At 63.3% G+C, this 18,917-nt stretch carries 12 protein-coding genes; 7 read left to right on the top strand and 5 right to left on the bottom strand.

Annotated elements, in window-relative coordinates; all coding sequences use genetic code 11:
* Positions 1-40 precede the first annotated feature (40 nt).
* The gene (locus tag B5483_RS08495) at positions 41-904 is read right to left on the bottom strand and encodes a hypothetical protein (protein WP_176167983.1); all 864 of its coding nucleotides are present in this window, start codon (positions 902-904) and stop codon (positions 41-43) included.
* 5 nt (positions 905-909) lie between these two features.
* Positions 910-1,275, bottom strand: a complete 366-nt coding sequence (locus B5483_RS08490) for a DUF6152 family protein (RefSeq protein ID WP_079730065.1) — start codon at positions 1,273-1,275, stop codon at positions 910-912.
* A 741-nt stretch (positions 1,276-2,016) separates the two neighbouring features.
* Between B5483_RS08490 and B5483_RS08485 the strand changes: the two genes are divergently transcribed.
* Together B5483_RS08485 and B5483_RS08480 are read left to right on the top strand one after the other, a co-directional pair.
* Positions 2,017-3,354: a DUF4185 domain-containing protein gene (locus tag B5483_RS08485; protein ID WP_217698198.1), complete on the top strand. Its 1,338-nt coding sequence runs from the start codon at positions 2,017-2,019 to the stop codon at positions 3,352-3,354.
* Between the two features lie 149 nt (positions 3,355-3,503).
* Positions 3,504-4,832: a hypothetical protein gene (locus tag B5483_RS08480; protein WP_079730064.1), complete on the top strand. Its 1,329-nt coding sequence runs from the start codon at positions 3,504-3,506 to the stop codon at positions 4,830-4,832.
* A gap of 138 nt (positions 4,833-4,970) precedes the next feature.
* On the opposite strand, the gene guaA is transcribed toward B5483_RS08480, so the two are convergent.
* Positions 4,971-6,530, bottom strand: coding sequence for a glutamine-hydrolyzing GMP synthase (gene guaA / locus B5483_RS08475; RefSeq protein ID WP_054948234.1), 1,560 nt, complete (start codon positions 6,528-6,530; stop codon positions 4,971-4,973).
* A gap of 664 nt (positions 6,531-7,194) precedes the next feature.
* Between guaA and gyrB the strand changes: the two genes are divergently transcribed.
* From gyrB to B5483_RS08460, 3 genes are all read left to right on the top strand, one after another.
* On the top strand, positions 7,195-9,708 hold the full coding sequence (gene gyrB / locus B5483_RS08470; protein ID WP_054948233.1) for a DNA topoisomerase (ATP-hydrolyzing) subunit B: 2,514 nt from the start codon (positions 7,195-7,197) through the stop codon (positions 9,706-9,708).
* Between the two features lie 124 nt (positions 9,709-9,832).
* Complete coding sequence (locus tag B5483_RS08465; protein WP_079730063.1) at positions 9,833-11,716, top strand: M1 family metallopeptidase; 1,884 nt, start codon at positions 9,833-9,835, stop codon at positions 11,714-11,716.
* Positions 11,717-11,793: 77 nt separating this feature from the next.
* Entirely contained in the window at positions 11,794-12,195 is a 402-nt protein-coding gene (locus B5483_RS08460) for a metallopeptidase family protein (protein ID WP_054948231.1), read from the top strand.
* Between the two features lie 40 nt (positions 12,196-12,235).
* Here B5483_RS08460 and B5483_RS08455 read toward each other — a convergent pair whose 3' ends face one another.
* Positions 12,236-14,992 carry a [protein-PII] uridylyltransferase gene (locus B5483_RS08455; protein ID WP_054948230.1) on the bottom strand — a complete coding sequence of 919 codons (2,757 nt, stop codon included), beginning with the start codon at positions 14,990-14,992 and terminating at the stop codon, positions 12,236-12,238.
* A gap of 197 nt (positions 14,993-15,189) precedes the next feature.
* On the opposite strand from B5483_RS08455, the gene lgt reads away from it, so the two are divergent.
* Together lgt and B5483_RS08445 are read left to right on the top strand one after the other, a co-directional pair.
* On the top strand, positions 15,190-16,089 hold the full coding sequence (gene lgt, locus B5483_RS08450; RefSeq protein ID WP_054948229.1) for a prolipoprotein diacylglyceryl transferase: 900 nt from the start codon (positions 15,190-15,192) through the stop codon (positions 16,087-16,089).
* Positions 16,089-17,153 carry a class I SAM-dependent methyltransferase gene (locus B5483_RS08445; RefSeq protein WP_079730062.1) on the top strand — a complete coding sequence of 355 codons (1,065 nt, stop codon included), beginning with the start codon at positions 16,089-16,091 and terminating at the stop codon, positions 17,151-17,153. Before lgt ends, B5483_RS08445 begins: the two co-directional genes overlap by 1 nt.
* 21 nt (positions 17,154-17,174) lie before the next feature.
* Here B5483_RS08445 and B5483_RS08440 read toward each other — a convergent pair whose 3' ends face one another.
* Complete coding sequence (locus B5483_RS08440; RefSeq protein WP_079730061.1) at positions 17,175-18,911, bottom strand: bifunctional metallophosphatase/5'-nucleotidase; 1,737 nt, start codon at positions 18,909-18,911, stop codon at positions 17,175-17,177.
* Positions 18,912-18,917: the final 6 nt, after the last annotated feature.

The following is an 18,917-nucleotide window of genomic DNA, read 5'->3' as shown; positions in this document are numbered from 1 at the left end:
CATCCGCACAGCGAATTGAACGTCGCGAATACCGGCCTGACTATTCCGTCTTGAGATCTACAGTGCCGTCCGAATTGATCACGTCGTGCAAATTGTCGCAGACATATTCGGGAATGCGGTAGCCAGGCGTTCGCTCGTAAACCCAGCGGAACTGATAGGGTGTCCGCAGATAGACGGGATCCTCGATCGAAATATCGAGATAGAGCTTCTTGCCGCCGTCCGCCAACTGGTACCGCTCAGTAATCTCCATCGCCTCGCTGTGAGGAATCTCGAAGAACTGGACATCCGTCTTGACGCCCCGCGTCTTGACCACGAGCGTGTCGCCTTCCCAATGGCCCGACGAAAACCCGTAATAACTCGGCGCAAGGTCATCGACCGGTGGCATCTCCGCATCCATGTAGATGCGGCGGGTCTGCATGAAGAGCTCAGCCAGAACCGTGATCTGTCCGGGCGTCTGCAGGATCTGGATCGGATAAATGGCCTGCATTACGGTCGGCATGCCTTCCGGCAGACACAACGTACTCGGATCGAGCAGCGGCGTGCCAGCTGCAAGCGCCTGCCTGCGCTTGATGCGCTGTTCCTTCCATTGCTTTGCATAGGGCTCCACCAGATCCGGCCCCAGATCAGGCGGAGGAACATCGTCGAAATCGGCGCTATAGGTCGGCCAGGGAGCTGGATATCTGGCCCACACGCCGTTGAGATCGTGGGATCCGTTGGCGCTGGCCGCCGTTATCGGCCTCGGCGGCGGTTGCGTGGCATCCTTTGTTGCGTTCTTCGTTGCCGCCACTGCGCCAGTTGCTGCAGCAGGGACCGCCGAACATGCCACGGCAATGGCGGCCAGATGCGTAACGGTAAACTTCATGACACCCCCATTCTCTTGCCGGCTTCGCATCTGCCAGCCCAACACCGTCAAAGTGCCTCGAGCTTCTTGCCGTCTGCGAGCGTCGCAGTCTTGAGCGCTCCACCAGGCTTCCCGCTGCGCAGGGGGAAAATGGAGACGTCGATCGTGTCGCCAACCTTGATGCTGTTGAATTTCCAACCGGCTCCGGTCATGGCCGAGGGGCTGGAGCATTCAAGGGCGTAACGCGTATCGCCGCTCTGGACGACAACGAAGACGTGCGGATTGCCCCACTTGAATTGCACGACCTTGACTTTCTTGAGGTCGACAATCTTGTCCTGATCGAACATGGCGAATGAATGATGCGCCACGGCTGGAGCGCTGATCGCGGCCAGTCCCAGCGATATGGTCACCGCAGCCTTACCGAAAACGTTCATGTGAATCTCCCTTCGCCCCTCTTCAGCGACGCCTGGATTGCGACGTCGCACCAATCCGGTTTTTGGTGCCATGCAATTGTCACTAAGCAGGTTTAACTGCCGAGCGCCGCCCTCTCAGCAGGACCGCAGCATCCGATTCCCGGTACAGTTTTCAATGTAGCAACCCGAACCGGGCCGTCGCTTGGAAAGCGGTCACGAAACCGTTTGCGTTACGACGGTAACATGATCCAGGTAACAGCTATCAGGTCGCTCGCGTACGGCAGCACCCTGCCGCAGTCTGGCGAAAGTCGAAATTCCCTCGGACAGGGGCAAAGACAAAGCGCCGCATTCTCGACCGTTACCCGTCGTCTTCCTGCGGTTCACGCAACAAGCCGACGCATCCGAACAGAATAGAGCGTTACACCCTGTCGCACGAACGGTTTCACGACCGCATCCCGGTTCCCCTATCGCCGCCATCGGATAGGCTGAAGGCCTAGTAACGCCAAGTAAACGAGAGGACGGATACCGGTCATTGAAGTCGACGAATGCAAAGAACGCATGGAACGATCGGCTCTATAGCGCTCGTCCGCTGCCGTGCCACTCTGCCGGGCGGCAGTCATTCAGATCGGGCGCGACACGCATATCGCAATCTCGGGACCTGCCGCTAAATCCGGCCAATTCCCCAATTGGCAGACCGTACGCCACCAAGATGGCGCCTTTGGTGCAAATTTTCTTTCATCACTCATGACGGAGCGAACCTCGATGTCGCAACGAAGGGACTTTCTCAAACAGTCCATCGCTGTTGGTCTATGTGCAGCCTGGAGCCAGAGCGCCTATGCCGCCCTTGCACCTGATGCCCGGGCGGGCATCATCCGCGCCCTGAGGCGGCGGGACGACACAATCGTAAAGTTGCCCACGATCGGGGACGGCTACAAGATGACCTGGACGCCGGACAACCGGCAACTGACCGTCGTCAACGATGGCGCCGGCTGGGTAAATCCACCCGACATGTTCTACAAGCGATCCCTGTGGTCGATCGGCGGCAATGATCCGCACGAAGCCTCGGCGCATATCGTTGACGGCTATCCTTCCGTCGAACAATCGCAGGAGCCGGAAGAGGCCCCGCACTACCACGGCCACGGCCTGTTGGCAGTGAATGGCCGGATCTACCAGTTCCTCACCGCACTGGACCGGGCCGAAGACCGGCCGCGTCACTGGACGACGGCCAAGCTTATCTATTCCGAAGATGGTGGCCGCACCTGGCGCAATCAGGACGGCACGTCCCCGGTGCAATGGGAGGACTGGCACGAGCAGAAAAAGGACAAATTCGCCTTCTTCAACGAGCCGGACGGGTGCTTCTCCCTGCTGACCGTCCTGCAGATGGGTCAGGATTACCGGGCAAACCGCGACGGCTATATCTATGTCTACGGCACGAACGGAAGCGTCGACGGCAAGATGAACGAGCTCGTGCTCTTCCGGGTGGGGATTGAAGAGATCCTCGACCGGCGTGCCTATCGCTTCTTCGCCGGCATCCAGCCGGACGGCACGCCGCTCTGGTCTCCAGTGCTTGACGACAGACAGCCGGTTCATGTCTTTCCGCGCGGCTGGGTCAATTCGACCAACCTCTTCCCCGGCGACCTGGTAGTCGAGACATGGCTGCCCAGCATCGTCTTCAACGAGGCCCTCGATGCCTACATGATGGTGAGTGCCGGAAACGGTTGTGCCGATGACGGGACGGAATTCGGCAAGCCGAGCTATCTCGGCTTCTGGATTTCAGAGACACCCTGGGGGCCATGGCGCCAAGTCCATGAAGAGCGTGCCTGGACGCCGGGTGGCGATCCCCAGTCCCGCGCCTATTCTCCCCAAATTTCTCCCAAGTGGATGTCCGATGACGGAAAATCCTTCTGGCTGGTCTGGACCGACCTGAAGGGAATACGCGAGATCGCTCAGGCGACGAATGCCCCTGACGAAGGAGACAGTCCGGAAGCGAAAAGCGCACCATCCGCATCGGAAGCGGCCCTGGAGGCCAACGAGGTGATGCATTCATTCATGCCGGGATACGGGTTCAACGCCCAGCTAGTTGAGTTGGATGTCGTGTGATCGGGATGCCGGTATGGACATATCGGGGTAATCTTGTGCCGCCAGCGTGCAGTTGATACGAACTGCCGCCAGGCGGCTTCGCTAAAGGTCGCGCATCCAATGACTTCGCAAGCCCCACCTCGTATGCCCTGCGCCGCATGGAAATAACAATGAACAGCCAGGCTGCCTCTGCCGACGATGCCACTGCCCGCGCCTTGGCCGAAGAAGGCGAAGCCGTGCGGGACTTCATCAGGTCAAATCGGTCCGACACCCTCCTTCGCCTGTTCGATTATCTGCTCCAGCAATCCCTTCAGGAGCATCGGCCCAAAGAAACGGAAATTGCCGAAGAAGTCTTTCAGGAGAGCCGCGAAGAGGAAAGCACGCAAGGATCACGCGTTCGGGTCGGCATTCACCGCCTGCGCAAGAAACTCGACCTTTACTATGCCGACAGGACCGGAGCGCGGATCGTTATCCCGCATGGCGAATACGGCTTGGTCCTGCAGCAACCCGAAGGCGTCGAGATCGAGGAAAATGTCCCTTCGGCGCCGGCTCGCCCAAACAGGCGCCGCAGGTTTGTCATCGCCATGGTTGCCTTGGCCACCCTGTTGGCGAACCTTGCGCTGGGCGGGCTCTATTTCAGACAACAGCAGGACATGGGCAATCACACGGTCAGATCGACCCTGTGGAAAGGCTTTGAAAAGGACAACCCGACCAAGATCGTCATTGGCGATTACTTCATGTTCATGAGCAAGAACATGATCAACGGCAAAGAAGAGCCGACACAGGACCTTTCGATCTACGAAATTGACGGCTTCTATGAGCGTGTGACTATGCAACACGGGTCCAAGCACGGCATCATGGATGATGATTCACGTCACGTCAGCATAATGGAGGGCGATTCGCACTCCGTCAGCGTCGATATACTGCAATCGGTAAGCTCGCTCTGGCCAATCATAAAGAAATACAAGCCGGCCGTCGTATCTGCGTCAGAGCTCGATGCGGAGATGATGACTTCGCCAAACATCATTTATGTCGGCGCTCTCGATGCATTGACTCCTCTGATCGGCGACCCGCTCTTCAAGGCTTCGGCTTTCCGCTGCGCGGACACCTGCTACGAACTTGTCGAGAAATCGTCGGGTCGGCATTTCCTCTCGGGCAGTCCGTATCTTCTCGCCGATGACATCATCCCGCGCCATGATTACGGCTACATCGCCAGCTTCCCAGGGCCGTCCGGCAAGCGGATCCTGGTCATATCGGGCACCGGCGACGCCGGGGTGAGGCAGATGGTCAATCTTGCAATGGACTCCAAGCGCCTGCAGCAACTTGGCTACCGTATTGGGCGCAACTTCGACTCCTTCGAAGCCCTGTACCAGGTGCGCACGATGTTCTCGCAGGGCTATCAGACGTCCCTCCTCATTGCCCACCCCATCGATACAGCCGGGGTGTGGGACAAGACCGAGCGCGTAAACTGGCACGCAGCCCCACCCCTCTCAAACTGACGGACCTTCGCGCAAGCGAACTTCGGCCGTTGAAACGCGCCACTCAGAAGGCCCGATCCCAACGAAAAGGGGCCCGCATTGCTGCGGGCCCCTTTTGCATACCGTGCTCGCCGGGACCTGTCGGTGCCAGACGGCAAATCATTCCCACTCGATCGTGCCGGGCGGCTTCGAGGTGTAGTCGTAGACGACGCGGTTGATGCCCTTGACCTCATTGATGATGCGCGTGGCGACGCGGCTGAGGAACGCGGCATCGAAAGGATAGATGTCGGCGGTCATGCCATCGGTCGAGGTGACTGCGCGCAAGGCGCAGACGCTGTCGTAGGTGCGACCGTCGCCCATGACGCCCACGGTCTTGACCGGCAGCAGCACTGCGAATGCCTGCCAGATCGCATCGTAGAGACCGGCATTGCGGATCTCTTCCAGGTAGATCGCATCGGCCTTGCGCAGGATGTCGGCCTTGTCGCGGCTGACTTCGCCGGGGATGCGGATGGCCAGGCCCGGTCCGGGGAACGGGTGACGGCCGACGAAGATGTCGGGCAGGCCCAGCTCGCGGCCCAGTTCGCGCACTTCGTCCTTGAACAGTTCGCGCAGCGGCTCGACCAGCTTCATGTCCATACGCTCGGGCAGACCGCCGACGTTGTGGTGGCTCTTGATCGTGACCGAGGGACCGCCGGTGAACGAAACCGATTCGATCACGTCGGGGTAGAGCGTGCCCTGGGCCAGGAACTCGGCGCCGCCGATCTTCTTCGCCTCGTCCTCGAAGACATCGATGAAGGTCTTGCCGATGAACTTGCGCTTCTTTTCAGGGTCGGTGACGCCCTCCAGTCCCTTGAGGAACAGGGTCGAGGCATCGACGTGGACGAGCGGGATGTTGTAGTGCCCGCGGAACAGCGACACGACCTGCTCGGCCTCGCCCATGCGCATCAGGCCGTGATCGACGAAAACGCAAGTGAGCTGGTCGCCGATAGCCTCGTGAATGAGGACGGCGGCCACGGCGGAATCGACGCCGCCCGAAAGGCCGCAGATCACGCGCTTGTCGCCAACCTGTTCGCGGATTTCCTCGATCTTGGTCTTGCGGAACTCGGCCATCGTCCAGTCGCCGGCCATGCCGCAGACGTGGCGCACGAAGTTCTTGAGCAGCTTGCCACCATCGGGCGTGTGAACCACCTCAGGGTGGAACTGCATCGCATAGATGCGCTTCTCGTCGTTGGCGATCACCGCGAAGGGCGCGCCGGCGCTGGAAGCGACGGGGCGGAAGCCGGGGGCGAGGCTGGTCACCTTGTCACCATGACTCATCCAGACCTGGTGCTTTTCGCCCACGTTCCACAGCCCGTCGAACAGGGCGCACTCATCCGCGATTTCGATGAAGGCGCGGCCGAACTCACCCGAATCGCCGGCAAGCACTTCGCCGCCCAGCTGGTGCATCAGCGACTGCTGGCCATAGCAGATGCCGAGCATCGGGCGCCCGCTCTCAAGAATGGCATCGGGAATGCGCGGCCCGTTCCCGTCGAGCACCGATGCCGGCGAACCCGAGAGGATGATGCCCACGGGATCGAGGCGCTTGAAGGCTTCCTCGGCCATCGAGAAGGGTGCGATTTCGGAATAGACGCCCGCCTCGCGCACACGGCGCGCGATCAGCTGGGTAACCTGGCTGCCGAAATCGACGATGAGTACGGAATCTGAGGACGGGATGTTCATGGCTGGCCCCTAATGCGAGGCGCCGCGAGTGTCCAGATGGCAGTCGCGCCAGGAAAGCTCCGCATTCGCCCTAAAGTGCAACCCAAGTTGCAAAACTTGCAATCTCTATTCCGCAAATAGAGATTGAGAATCAGGGCGACCAGGACTAAATGCTGCATATGCGAAGGGAACGGGGCGAACCCGTCTCTTATCGAATGCAGGAGTAGAAACAGATGACCATCGTTGAACGGACAGTCGGCCTTGCCGCGGCATTCGGAATCAGTGCCCTGGCGTTTGCCGTGACCCTCGTCTGAGGGCAAAATAATCCCAACCGAAGGGCGGTCCAAACGGGCCGCCCTTTTGCTTTGCACCTGCACAATTTCGTGACCCGACCCGCGATCGGGCGCCCTTGGCACCACTCCGAAAACGCGCCGATCCGGTCAATTGCAGGACGCGCAAGAAACGCGCACGGCACTATCGGCAACGCGGCCGTCACAAGGGCACCGCAGCGTCGGGCCCAACTGACGACCACGACCGAACCGATTCGCTGCAGGCCGCCGCCTCGCGCCCCGACGCACCCGCCCGCCGCATCGGCGCGCCGAAGGGCGGCCAACTCTTGTGGAAAAGCACCCCACCCCTGCCGCTTTTGCTTGGGTTTGCCAGGTCCAGTGCCTATAGACTCGGCATGGCTAGCGAACCCGAAAACGGCAAGAACACCAACTCCTACGGCGCAGACTCGATCAAGGTCCTCAAGGGCCTCGACGCAGTGCGCAAACGCCCTGGCATGTATATCGGCGACACCGACGACGGTTCGGGTCTCCACCACATGGTTTTCGAGGTTTCCGACAACGCGATCGACGAAGCCCTGGCCGGGCACTGCGATCTCGTCCTCATCGAACTGAACCCGGACGGCTCGGTCTCGGTAGAGGACAACGGCCGCGGCATCCCCACCGACATCCATGCCGAGGAAGGCGTTTCGGCGGCCGAGGTCATCATGACCCAGCTCCACGCCGGCGGTAAGTTCGAGAACACTTCGGACGACAATGCGTACAAGGTTTCCGGCGGCCTGCACGGCGTCGGCGTCTCCGTGGTCAACGCCCTGTCCGAGTGGCTGGAACTGACCATCTGGCGCGACGGCAAGGAGCACTGGATGAAGTTCGCCCATGGCGACGCCGTCTCCCCGCTGGAAGTGCGCGGCCCAGCCCCTGAAGGCAAGAAGGGCACGCGCGTGACCTTCCTCGCCTCGACCGACACGTTCAAGAACGTCACCGAGTTCGACTTCGAGAAGCTGGAGCACCGTTACCGCGAACTCGCGTTCCTCAATTCGGGCGTACGCATCAAGCTGCGCGACCGCCGCCATGAGGAAATCCTCGAGCACGACCTGTTCTACGAAGGCGGGATCGGCGCATTCGTGCAGTTCCTCGACCGCAACAAGCAGGCGCTGATGTCCGACCCGATCGCCATTTCGGCGGACAAGGACGGGATCGGCATGGAGGTCGCGCTCGAATGGAACGATTCCTATTACGAGAACGTCTTGTGCTTCACCAACAACATCCCGCAACGTGACGGCGGCACCCACCTCGCCGCGTTCCGTGCCGCGCTGACCCGCACGCTCAACGGCTATGCCGAGCGCTCCGGGCTCCTCAAGAAGGAGAAGGTCTCGCTTTCGGGCGACGACATGCGCGAAGGCCTGACCGCGATCGTCTCGGTGAAGTTGCCCGACCCCAAGTTCTCCTCGCAGACCAAGGACAAGCTGGTCAGCTCCGAAGTGCGTCAGCCGCTCGAAGCGCTGATGAGCGAGAAGATGACCGAGTGGCTGGAGGAAAACCCCGCCACGGCCAAGACCATCGTCCAGAAGGTGATCGACGCCGCTGCCGCCCGCGAAGCGGCGCGCCGCGCCCGCGAGCTGACCCGCCGCAAGGGCGCAATGGACATCGCCAGCCTGCCCGGCAAGCTGGCCGACTGCCAGGAGCGCGATCCCTCCAAGTGCGAACTGTTCCTGGTCGAGGGTGACTCCGCAGGCGGTTCGGCCAAGCAGGGCCGCGACCGCAAGACCCAGGCGATCCTCCCGCTCAAGGGCAAGATCCTCAACGTCGAGCGTGCGCGCTTCGACCGCATCATTTCCTCGAAGGAAGTGGGCACGCTGATCCAGGCCATGGGCACCGGCATCCGTGACGACTTCAACCTGGAAAAGCTGCGCTACCACAAGATTGTCATCATGACCGACGCCGACGTCGACGGCGCGCACATCCGCACCCTGCTGCTGACGTTCTTCCATCGCCAGATGCCCGAGATCATCCGCGCCGGGCACCTCTTCATCGCCCAGCCGCCGCTCTACAAGGTCGCCAAGGGCCGCAGCGAAGTCTATCTCAAGGACAACGCCGCGCTCGACCGCTACCTCGTCGAAGGCGGGCTCAACGGCCGCGTGCTGGAAACCGCGGGCGGCGCACGCAGCGGGTCCGACCTCGAATCGCTGGTCGAACATGCCATCCGCATGCGCAATCTGATGGCCTTCGTGCCGCGCCGCTATGACACCAACATCATCGAGGCTCTCGCGCTTGCCGGCGTACTTGCGCCTGACCTGACCAACGATGCGCGCGACGCGGCGATGACCCGCGCGGCCGCCTGGCTGGACCGCGGCGACAGCGAAGCGCGCTGGACCGTAAGCATGAGCCCCGAGGGTAACCTCGAGGTCGAGCGTCTGTGGCGCGGTGTCACCGATCACCACAAGATCGAGGCAGCCTTCCTCAACAGCGCCGAAGCCCGCAAGCTGGCCCGCCTCGCGTCCGAGAACGTCGAGGTCTATGCCAGTGCCGCCCGCCTCGTGCGCGCAACGGCCGTCACCGAGACCGCCGAGGCGGAAGAGACGACCGAGGCAGAGGACGAAGGCGAAACGACCGCAGCGCGTCCGGTGGTTGGCGAAGACGCCATCACCCGGCCGAGCGAACTGCTGGACAAGGTACTCACTGCGGGCCGCAAGGGTATGTCGATCCAGCGCTACAAGGGTCTTGGCGAAATGAACGCCGAGCAGCTTTGGGAAACCACGCTCGATCCCGAGAACCGCGCGCTGCTTCAGGTAAAGGTCGAGGACGCGGACGTGACCGACGAAATCTTCACCCGCCTGATGGGCGACATCGTCGAACCGCGCCGCGAATTCATCCAGGAAAACGCGCTCAACGTCGCCAACCTCGACGTCTGATAGCCGCGCAGGGGCGCGGCGGGCTCGTCCTTCGACGCATCGAAATCGACCCGGAACGGTTCGCCATCGGGCGGTATGCCGTTCCGGTGTTGCGCCGGAACGCAGGCGACCATAAGTTGCGCCGATGCGTATTCTTCTTGCCGCAGCGCTCCTCGCCAGCGCCGCCCCGCTCAGCCCCGTCCTTGCGTCCGAGACGACCGGCCCCGCCCCCATTCTGACGACGCCCGACGCAAGGGATGTCTGGACCCGCGCGCAGCCGGAAGTGGCCCGCGTCACCCACGTTGCACTCGATCTCGATGTCGACTTCGCCACCAGAACGCTGGGCGGCGCCGCCGTGCTCGACGTACTGGCCGCACCGGGTGCGGGGCAGATCGTACTCGACGTCGATGACCTCGACATCGCCTCGGTCACCGACGCCTCGGGCAAGGCGCTGACCTGGAAGATCGGCGCCGACGATCCGGAGCTTGGCTCGGCCATGACCGTCGATCTTGCCGGGGCCAGACAGATCCGCATTGCCTACCGCACCAGGCAGGGTGCCAGCGCTCTGCAGTGGCTTCCGCCGGAAATGACCGCGGGCAAGAAGAAGCCTTACCTTTTCAGCCAGGGCCAGCCGATCAACAACCGCAGCTGGATCCCGACGCAGGACAGCCCGGGCATCCGCCAGACCTGGGAAGCGTCACTCACCGTACCGGGCGATCTCGTCGCGGTCATGAGCGCGGAGAAGCTGTCGGGTGACAAGGGCGAGGCTCTGCCGGACGGACGCCGCCGCTTCCGCTTCCGCATGGACAAGCCGGTTCCGCCCTACCTCATCGCCTTCGCGGTGGGCGACATCCGGTTCAAGTCGCTCGGCCCGCGTTCGGGCGTCTGGGCCGAAGCGCCGATGCTCGACAAGGCGGCGAAGGAATTCGGCGACGTCGAGAAGATGATCGACGCGGCCTCCGCGCTTTACGGTCCCTATCGCTGGGGCCGTTACGACATGCTGGTGCTGCCGCCCGCCTTCCCCTTCGGCGGGATGGAAAACCCGATGCTCACGTTCCTGACGCCGACCATCATCACCGGAGACCGGTCGAACACCGACGTCGTCGCGCATGAGCTGGCGCATTCGTGGTCCGGCAATCTCGTAACCAATGCGACATGGTCGGATTCGTGGCTCAACGAAGGCTTCACGACCTATTTCGAAAACCGCATCATGGAATCGCTCTACGGCAAGGAGCGCGCGGCGATGTACGCCGATCTAGACTGGGACGGCATGCTGCGCGACATCGCGGCAGCTGGCGGCCAGACCGCGGCGACTACCCGCCTGCACGGCGATCCGGGCGCGACGGCTGGCCAGCTCGACTACTTCAAGGGGTCGAATTTCCTGCGCATGATCGAATATACGGTGGGCCGTGTGCGTTGGGACGCCTACCTTACCTCCTATTTCGACCGTCACGCATTCCAGCCGCAAACGACGGCGGGGGTCCTCAATGACCTGCGCGAACACCTGCTCAAGGACGACTGCGCGCTCGAGCTCAAGCTGCAGCTCGACCGCTGGGCCTATGCGGCTGGGCTTCCCGACAATGCGGTTCACGTCAAAAGCGCGACGCTGGCGAAGATCGATGAAAAGCTCGCGGCCTACACGGCTGGCGGACCGGCAAGCGCGGTGCAGCCGCAGGGCTGGAGTACGCAGGAATGGCTGCGTTTCCTCAACGGCATTCCGCGCGAACAGACCCCCGCGCGCCTTAAGGAACTGGACGAGACCCTGGGCCTGTCTTCATCCACCAATGCCTATGTGCAATCCGCCTGGCTCGAACTCGCCATCGCCAATCGCTATGAGCCGGCGCTGCCAACGCTGCGCCGCTACGTCTCCTCGATCGGGCGCGGGCTGTTGATCGCACCGCTCTATCGCGGGCTGATGAAGCAGGGCGACTGGGGCGCAAGGATCGCGCGAGAGGACTTCGCCCAAGCCAAGCCGACCTATCACCCCGCCACCGCCGATGCGATCGAGCGAATCATACAGGGTAATTGAACGCGCCTTCGTGACGACGCGCAGTATCTGGGCTAATATGGCGGCATGACTGTCATCCCATTAGGCGGGGCAAGGCAATGAACGGGTCGATCGGCGCAGCGCCTTCGGCCGCGGACTTCGATGCTTTGGCCCGCTCTGCCTTCGCGCGCATCCCCGAACCGTTTTCCAGGCACCTGGACGGCATCACCGTCCAGGTGGAGGAATTCGCCGACGAAGAAACGCTGGCGGCGCTCGGCATGGACGATGCCTGGGAGCTGACCGGCCTCTACCAGGGGCGCCCCATGGACGAGGAAACGGTGTGGAGCGCAGGCGAACTGCCTTCGCGCATCACCCTCTATCGTCAGCCACTGCTGGCCGAATGGTGCGAAACCGGGGTCAGCCTCGAAGCGCTCGTGACCCACGTCGTGATCCACGAGGTCGGCCACCACTTCGGCCTGTCCGACGCCCAGATGCACGCGCTGGAAGGACAGGCGCACTAGCGGCGTTAGAGGCGCGCGCCCTTGGCGGGTTCCAGGGCCGCTAGGCTGCGACTTCCTCTACCGTCCGCTCGCTCGCCGCGTCGAGCAGGCGGCGTTCCAGCGCCTTGAGGCGGCTGGTCGACGTCAGCTTCTCGCCCAGCAGGTCGGTGACATAGAATGTGTCCGCCGCGCGCTCGCCATAAGTGGCGACGTGGGCAGAATAGACCATGAGCTTGGATTCGAAGAGAGCGTGGGCCAGCCGGTTGAGCAGCGCCGGACGGTCGCGCGCGTTAACTTCGACGACGGTAAAGCGGTTCGAAGCCTTGTTGTCGAAGATCACCCACGGGCGCACCTCGAAGGCATCGGCACGCGGCCGGGCATCGGGCTTGGCAACCAGTTGCGGCAGGATCTTGATGCGGTTCGCCAGCGCGTTCTCGATAGAGGTGCGCAGCCTTTCGAGCTGGCTTTCCTCCATGAACGGCCGGCCCAGCGGATCCTGCACAAGGAAGTTATCGACCGCACGACCGGTGCGCGTGGTGTGGATGCGCGCGTCGATGATGTTGCCGCCGGCCAGGTGAATGCCCCCGGCGATGCGGTAGAACAGGCCGGGGTGGTCCGAAGCGATAACGGTAACGAGCGTGGCGCCATGGGCCTGATAGTATTCGGTATGGATCGAGAGCGCATGGCCCTGCGCCTCGGCCGCCTCGAGCTGGGCGAGGTTCTTGGCGATGACGTCCTCGCTCTCTGCGATCCAGTAGGAATCGACGAACTTTGCACCGACTTTCTCGATCAGTGCGGCATTCGCGGGATCGAGCGCCTCGACCGCGGCCTTCTTGGCGGCAATGCGCTTCTCGCGGCCGAATTCGGCGTGGCCCAGGCGCAGGCGCTCTTCGGTGGCGGAATAGAGCTCGCCGATGAGCTGGCGCTTCCAGCTGTTCCAGGTGCCCGGACCGACGGCGCGGATATCGACAATCGTCAGCATCGTCAGCTGGCGCAGGCGGTCGAGCGATTGCACGACCTGCACGAAATCGGCGATCGTCTTGGCATCCGAAAGGTCGCGCTTGAAGGCCGTGGCCGAAAGCAGCAGGTGCTGGCGCACCAGCCAGCTCACAAGCTCGGTCTCGTCTTCGTCGAGCCCGAAGCGCGGGCACAGCTTGAGCGCGATCTCGGCTCCCAGCACGGAATGGTCCCCGCCCCTGCCCTTGGCGATGTCGTGCAGCAGAACCGAGGCATAGAGGGCGCGGCGAGAGCGGACCTTGTGGACGATGTCATGCGCCAGCGGGTGGTCGTTCTTCAGCTCGCCCTTCTCGATCCGAGACAGCAGGCCGATCGCCCGGATGGTGTGTTCGTCCACCGTGTAATGGTGGTACATGTCGAACTGCATCTGCGCATTGACGCGGCCGAACTCGGTGACGAAGCGGCCGAACACACCAGCCTCGTTGAAGGCCCGCAGCGTGATCTCGGGATTGTTGCGGCTGGTGAGCAGTTCCATGAACAGCTCGTTGGCGCGCTTGTCGCGGCGCACCTCGCCCTTGATCAGCACGGCATCGCGCGAAATCAGGCGCATGGTTTCGGGATGGATCTCCAGCCCTTCCTTGTCGGCCAGCACGAAGATTTCCAGCATCCGGACCGGATCGCGTTCGAACCAGTCGTCGCTTGGTGCCTTGATGCGCCCGCCGAAGACCTTGTAGCCCTTGAGCGTGCGTTCCTTGGCCCGGAACCCTGCAAGCAGCCCGCGCGGCTGCTTGCGCGCGAACTGCTCGTCGAGCTGGGCAAGGAATACCCCGGTCAGGTTGCCGACGACTTTCGCCTGCAGGAAGAAGAAGTGCATGAAGCGCTCGACCGCGCTCTTGCCGGGGCGATCGGCATAGTTCATCCGCGCCGCAACTTCGCGCTGCAGGTCGAAGGTCAGGCGATCCTCGGCCCGCCGGGTGATCGTGTGGAGATGGCAACGCACCGCCCAGAAGAAGTTTTCGGCCCGGCGAAACGCCTTGTATTCCTTGGGCGTCAACAGGCCAACGTGGACCAGTTCGGAAGGGTCGCGCACCTTGTGGATGTACTTGCCGATCCAGTAAAGCGTGTGCAGGTCGCGCAGCGAACCCTTGCCTTCCTTGACGTTGGGCTCGACGACGTAGCGGCTGTCGCCCATGCGCTTGTGGCGTTCCTCGCGCTCGGCCAGCTTCTCGACCACAAACTGGCGCTCGGTGCCGGAAACCACGTCGCTCCAGAATCTCTCGCGCGCTTCCTCGAAAAGGTCCTGGTCGCCCCAGACGTAGCGCCCTTCCAGCATCGCGGTGCGGATCGTCAGGTCCGAGCGGCTCATCTTCACCATCTCGTCGAGCGAACGGCTCGAATGCCCGATCTTGAGGCCCAGGTCCCAGAGGAAATAGAGCATCGCCTCGATCACCTGTTCGCACCAGGGCGTCTGCTTGATCGGGGTGAGGAAAGCGATGTCGACGTCCGAATGCGGCGCCATTTCGCCCCGGCCATAGCCGCCCACGGCCATGATCGTCAGGCGCTCCCCGCGTGAGCGGTTGCTGACCGGATAGACGTTGTTGACGACGTGATCGTGAATCACCCGCATGAGCTGGTCGACCAGGAACGCCTGCGCCTCGGCAACGTCGTGCCCGGCTGACGGCTTGCTGGTCAGCCGCTCGGCGATTTCCTCGCGCCCCGCATCCAGCGCAGCGCGCAACACCTCCACGATGGCGCGGCGGGCCTTGGTGTGGCCGGACTCGTCGACCAGCTTGTCGATGGCCAGGACCAGGGCTCGGCGATCGATGACGGAACGCGGGGAAGGAATGCGGATGACGCTCATATTCCGAGACTTCTAGACGGCACAGGCCCCAAGGGGAACCCGCTCTCGGTGAACATGGCGAACGCGCCGCCCGATCGCCATTTTCGCGATGAACCGGCAAAACCCGGCTATCTTCGCCCCTCCCACTATGCCAGAAGGCCGCCGAGCAGCCGCCGGCACCGGCGGACACGGTAACGCAAAAATACGAGGTCGAACGCTTGTCCCTGCTTACCCTTGCCGCTGCTGCCGCACAGGCACACGAACCGATTCACTGGGTCGACCTGGGCCTGAAGAACTACCTTTTCCGGATCGGCAGCTTCGAACTGCGCTGGTACTCTCTGGCCTACCTGGCCGGTATCGTGCTGGGCTACTGGCACCTTTCGCGCATGATCAGGTCGCCCGGCGCGCCGCTGGCGCAGCGCCATGTCGATGACCTGTTCTTCTACTGCACGCTCGGCATCATCCTGGGCGGGCGGCTCGGCTACGCGACCTTCTACACCGGCGGCAACACCGGCATACCCAGTCTCTGGGCCCACCCGACCGAGCTGCTTTCGCTGTGGCACGGCGGGATGAGCTTCCACGGCGGCCTGATCGGCGTGCTGCTGGCAATGGCCTGGGTTTCCTGGCGCGGCGGGCTGAACTTCGTGCGCGTGGCAGACTACATTTCGGTCTGCGTGCCCTTCGGCATGATGTTCGGGCGTCTCGCCAATTTCGTGAACGGCGAGCTCTGGGGCCGCGTCGTCACCAATCCGAACCTGCCCTGGGCGATGATCTTCCCCGACGCGCCGGACCAGCTTCCGCGCCACCCCAGCCAGCTTTACGAAGCCGGGCTGGAAGGCCTGCTGATGATCGTCATCATGCTGGCGCTGTTCTGGAAGACGCACGCGCGCTTCCGTCCCGGACTGCTGGTCGGCGTCTTTACCGTCGGCATCGGCTCCGCCCGTTTCTTCGTCGAGTTCTTCCGCGAACCCGACGCGCAGCTCGAGAACTTCGCGCGCGAAACCGGGCTGTCGATGGGCCAGTGGCTGACGATCCCGCTGATCCTGCTGGGCCTGTTCATGATCGCCCGCGCCATCGCCAAACCGGCCCTCGCCAGCGGCAGGCCCGCTACCGCCTGATGACCGGCATCGAGGACAGCCGCGACCCGCTGGATGCGATCTTCCGGCGGCTGATCGCCAATTACGGCCCGATCACGCTCATGCACTACATGGGCGAATCGAATGCGCGTTACTACTCGGGCAAGGATCCGCTGGGCAGCGCGGGCGACTTCATTACTGCCCCGGAAATCAGCCAGATGTTCGGCGAACTGATCGGACTGTGGCTGGCCGACATGTGGATCCGCGCCGGGCGCAGCGAACAGGTCCATTACGTCGAGCTCGGCCCCGGGCGCGGCACGCTGGCACGCGATGCGCTCAGGGCCATGAAGAAGTACGGCCTCGAGCCCAAGGTCCACTTCGTCGAGAGTTCGGCCGCGCTCAAGGACATCCAGCTTGCCGCGGTGTCTCAGGCGCAGTGGCATCACGACATGTCCACCCTTCCCACGCGCGGCCCTCTGCTGATCGTGGGCAACGAATTCCTCGATGCGCTGCCGATCCGCCAGCTGGTCAAGACCGCGCAGGGCTGGCGCGAGCGCATGGTCGGCCTGGATGCCGACGAACATTTCATCCCGGTCGCCGGCGACAAGCCGATGGACGCCGCGATCCCAGAAGCGCGGCGCGAGGCCGAGGACGGCACCCTGATCGAGACTTGCCCGGGCGCATCCTCGATCGTCTACGAGGTTTCCGGCAGGCTGCTGGCACAAGGCGGCGCGGCCCTGCTGATCGACTACGGCTACGACGAGCCGCGCACAGGCTCGACCCTGCAGGCCCTGCGCGAACACAAGATGGTCGATCCCTTCACCATGCCCGGCGAGGCCGACCTTACCGCGCATGTGGACTTTGCGGCCATGGCCAATGTCGTGCGGTCGCGCGGCGTGCGTCACCTCGGAACCGTCACGCAAGGCCACTGGCTGCGCGCGCTGGGGATCGAGGCGCGCGCGCAGAGCCTTGCAAAAGTTGCCCCGCAGCACGCCGAGGCGATCCAGTCGGCGATGCACCGGCTGGTTGCAGAAGATCAGATGGGCACGCTGTTCAAGGTCATGGGCATCGGCGCGCCGGAATGGCCGCTCGGCGCGGGGTTCTGACCGCGCCGTCTCCCAAACCGGTCAGTTCCTGTGTTCGATAGCCCGCGGCTCGTGCGGCACCTGCCGCACCGGAACCGCACCGATCCACTGCTGGAAGGCATCGCTATCGACCATGCCCTTGCGGACATCCCTGCCCTTGGTGAATGTCGCGAAGCCGTCGCCGCCTTCGGCCAGGAAGTTGTTCACGGTCACGCGATAGTCGGCCTGCGGATCGACGGGCTTGCCGTCGACCGTCAGCGACAGCAGGCGCTCACCGGCAGGACGCCGCAAATCGTAGGCAAAGCGCACATTGGCAGACGGTGCAAGCACCTGCTGGACTTTCGCCCGGCTCAGCCCGTCCTCGATGACTTCGCGCACTTGTGCGCCGGTCAGCGTCATCGTCACCAGGGTATTGTTGAACGGCTGGACCGCATAGACCTGCCCGAAGGTCACTTCGCCGTCCGGCCCCGGATCGATCGGCGCGCGGATGCCGAAGGGGTTGGTAAAGGCGATCTGCGCCCCGGCCTCGCGGCTGGCGGCCAGTTGCGCATCGGCGATCAGGCTGCCCAGCGAACCGCCGGTCATGCCCTCGTTCGCCGACTTCGAAGCCGGTCCCGACAAGTGCCCCACCGGCCGCGAGACTTGCGCCTGTGCATTGTGCACGTAGCGCGCGACATAGGCGCTGACGTCGGCGCGCGGCTGGAACGCGGGATAGAGCGCCGTATTGGCGACCGCGCCGCGGCCGCTGGAATAGGCTTGGGACTGGACGATGACGTTGTGCGCCTGCTTGGCGAGAACGCGATGGCTTGCCGGGTCGATGGTGAGCGTGATGTCGGTCACCGCCTTGCCGTAGACATTCGCGCTCGTCAGCAGGATCGGCCGCGACGGATCGATCTCACCATAATTGCAGACGTAGGCCCAGTGGGTGTGACCCGAGACGACCACGTCGACGCGGGGATCGATCCTGGTAAGGATCGGCAGTATCCCGCCGTTCAGCCCCTCGCAGCCGTTGGGATCGGATTCGCCGGTTGTCTTGCCGCCCTGATGGATCAGCACGACAATGGCATCGGCGCCCGCCGCTTTCAGGCGGGGCACCTCGCGGTTGATCGCCTCGGCCTCGTCCCCGAAAGTCAGGCCCCTGATCTGCTCGGGCGCGACCAGCGTGGGCACTTCGCGCAGCGAGAGGCCGATGAATCCGACCGTCACCTTGCCGGCGCCCGAACCGAATGTCTTCATCCCGGTCGCGGGGAACAGCGTCGAACCGTCGGGCTTGTAGGTGCTGGCCGCGAGGTACCGGTAGCCAGCGCCCTTGAACTGTTCGAGCTGGCAGGGCTGGAGTCGTGTGTATTTCTCGCAGCCGCCGTCCTGCAATCGCTGCAGTTCCTTCCAGCCCCGATCGAATTCGTGGTTGCCGACCGCGTTGAACTCAAGCCCGATGCGGTTCATCACACCCACCGCAGGCTCATCGAGATGCAGCGAGGAGGCAAGCTGCGAAGCGCTGGTCAGGTCGCCGGCGGCCACCACCACGTTGTTGGGATGCTCGGCCTTGAGCGAATCGACAGCCGAGGCGAGCCACGCCGCCCCGCCAGCGGGCACCGCGACCATGCCACCGTTCCCGTCCGACGCCCCGATCGAGGCTTTGGGCGGCTCGAGCGCGCCGTGAAAATCGTTGATGGCGATGATCCCGACTTCAACGGGCGCGGCGGTCTGCTCAATCGCCCGGGGGATGGCGCAGGCCGACAGCAGTCCGAGCAGGACAAGGGACAGAAAGCGATTCATGGAAGC

This window comes from Novosphingobium mathurense (assembly GCF_900168325.1).
Taxonomy (GTDB): Bacteria; Pseudomonadota; Alphaproteobacteria; order Sphingomonadales; family Sphingomonadaceae; genus Novosphingobium; species Novosphingobium mathurense.
Note: the sequence above shows the minus strand (reverse complement) of the source record. Positions and strands in the feature narration are given on the sequence as shown.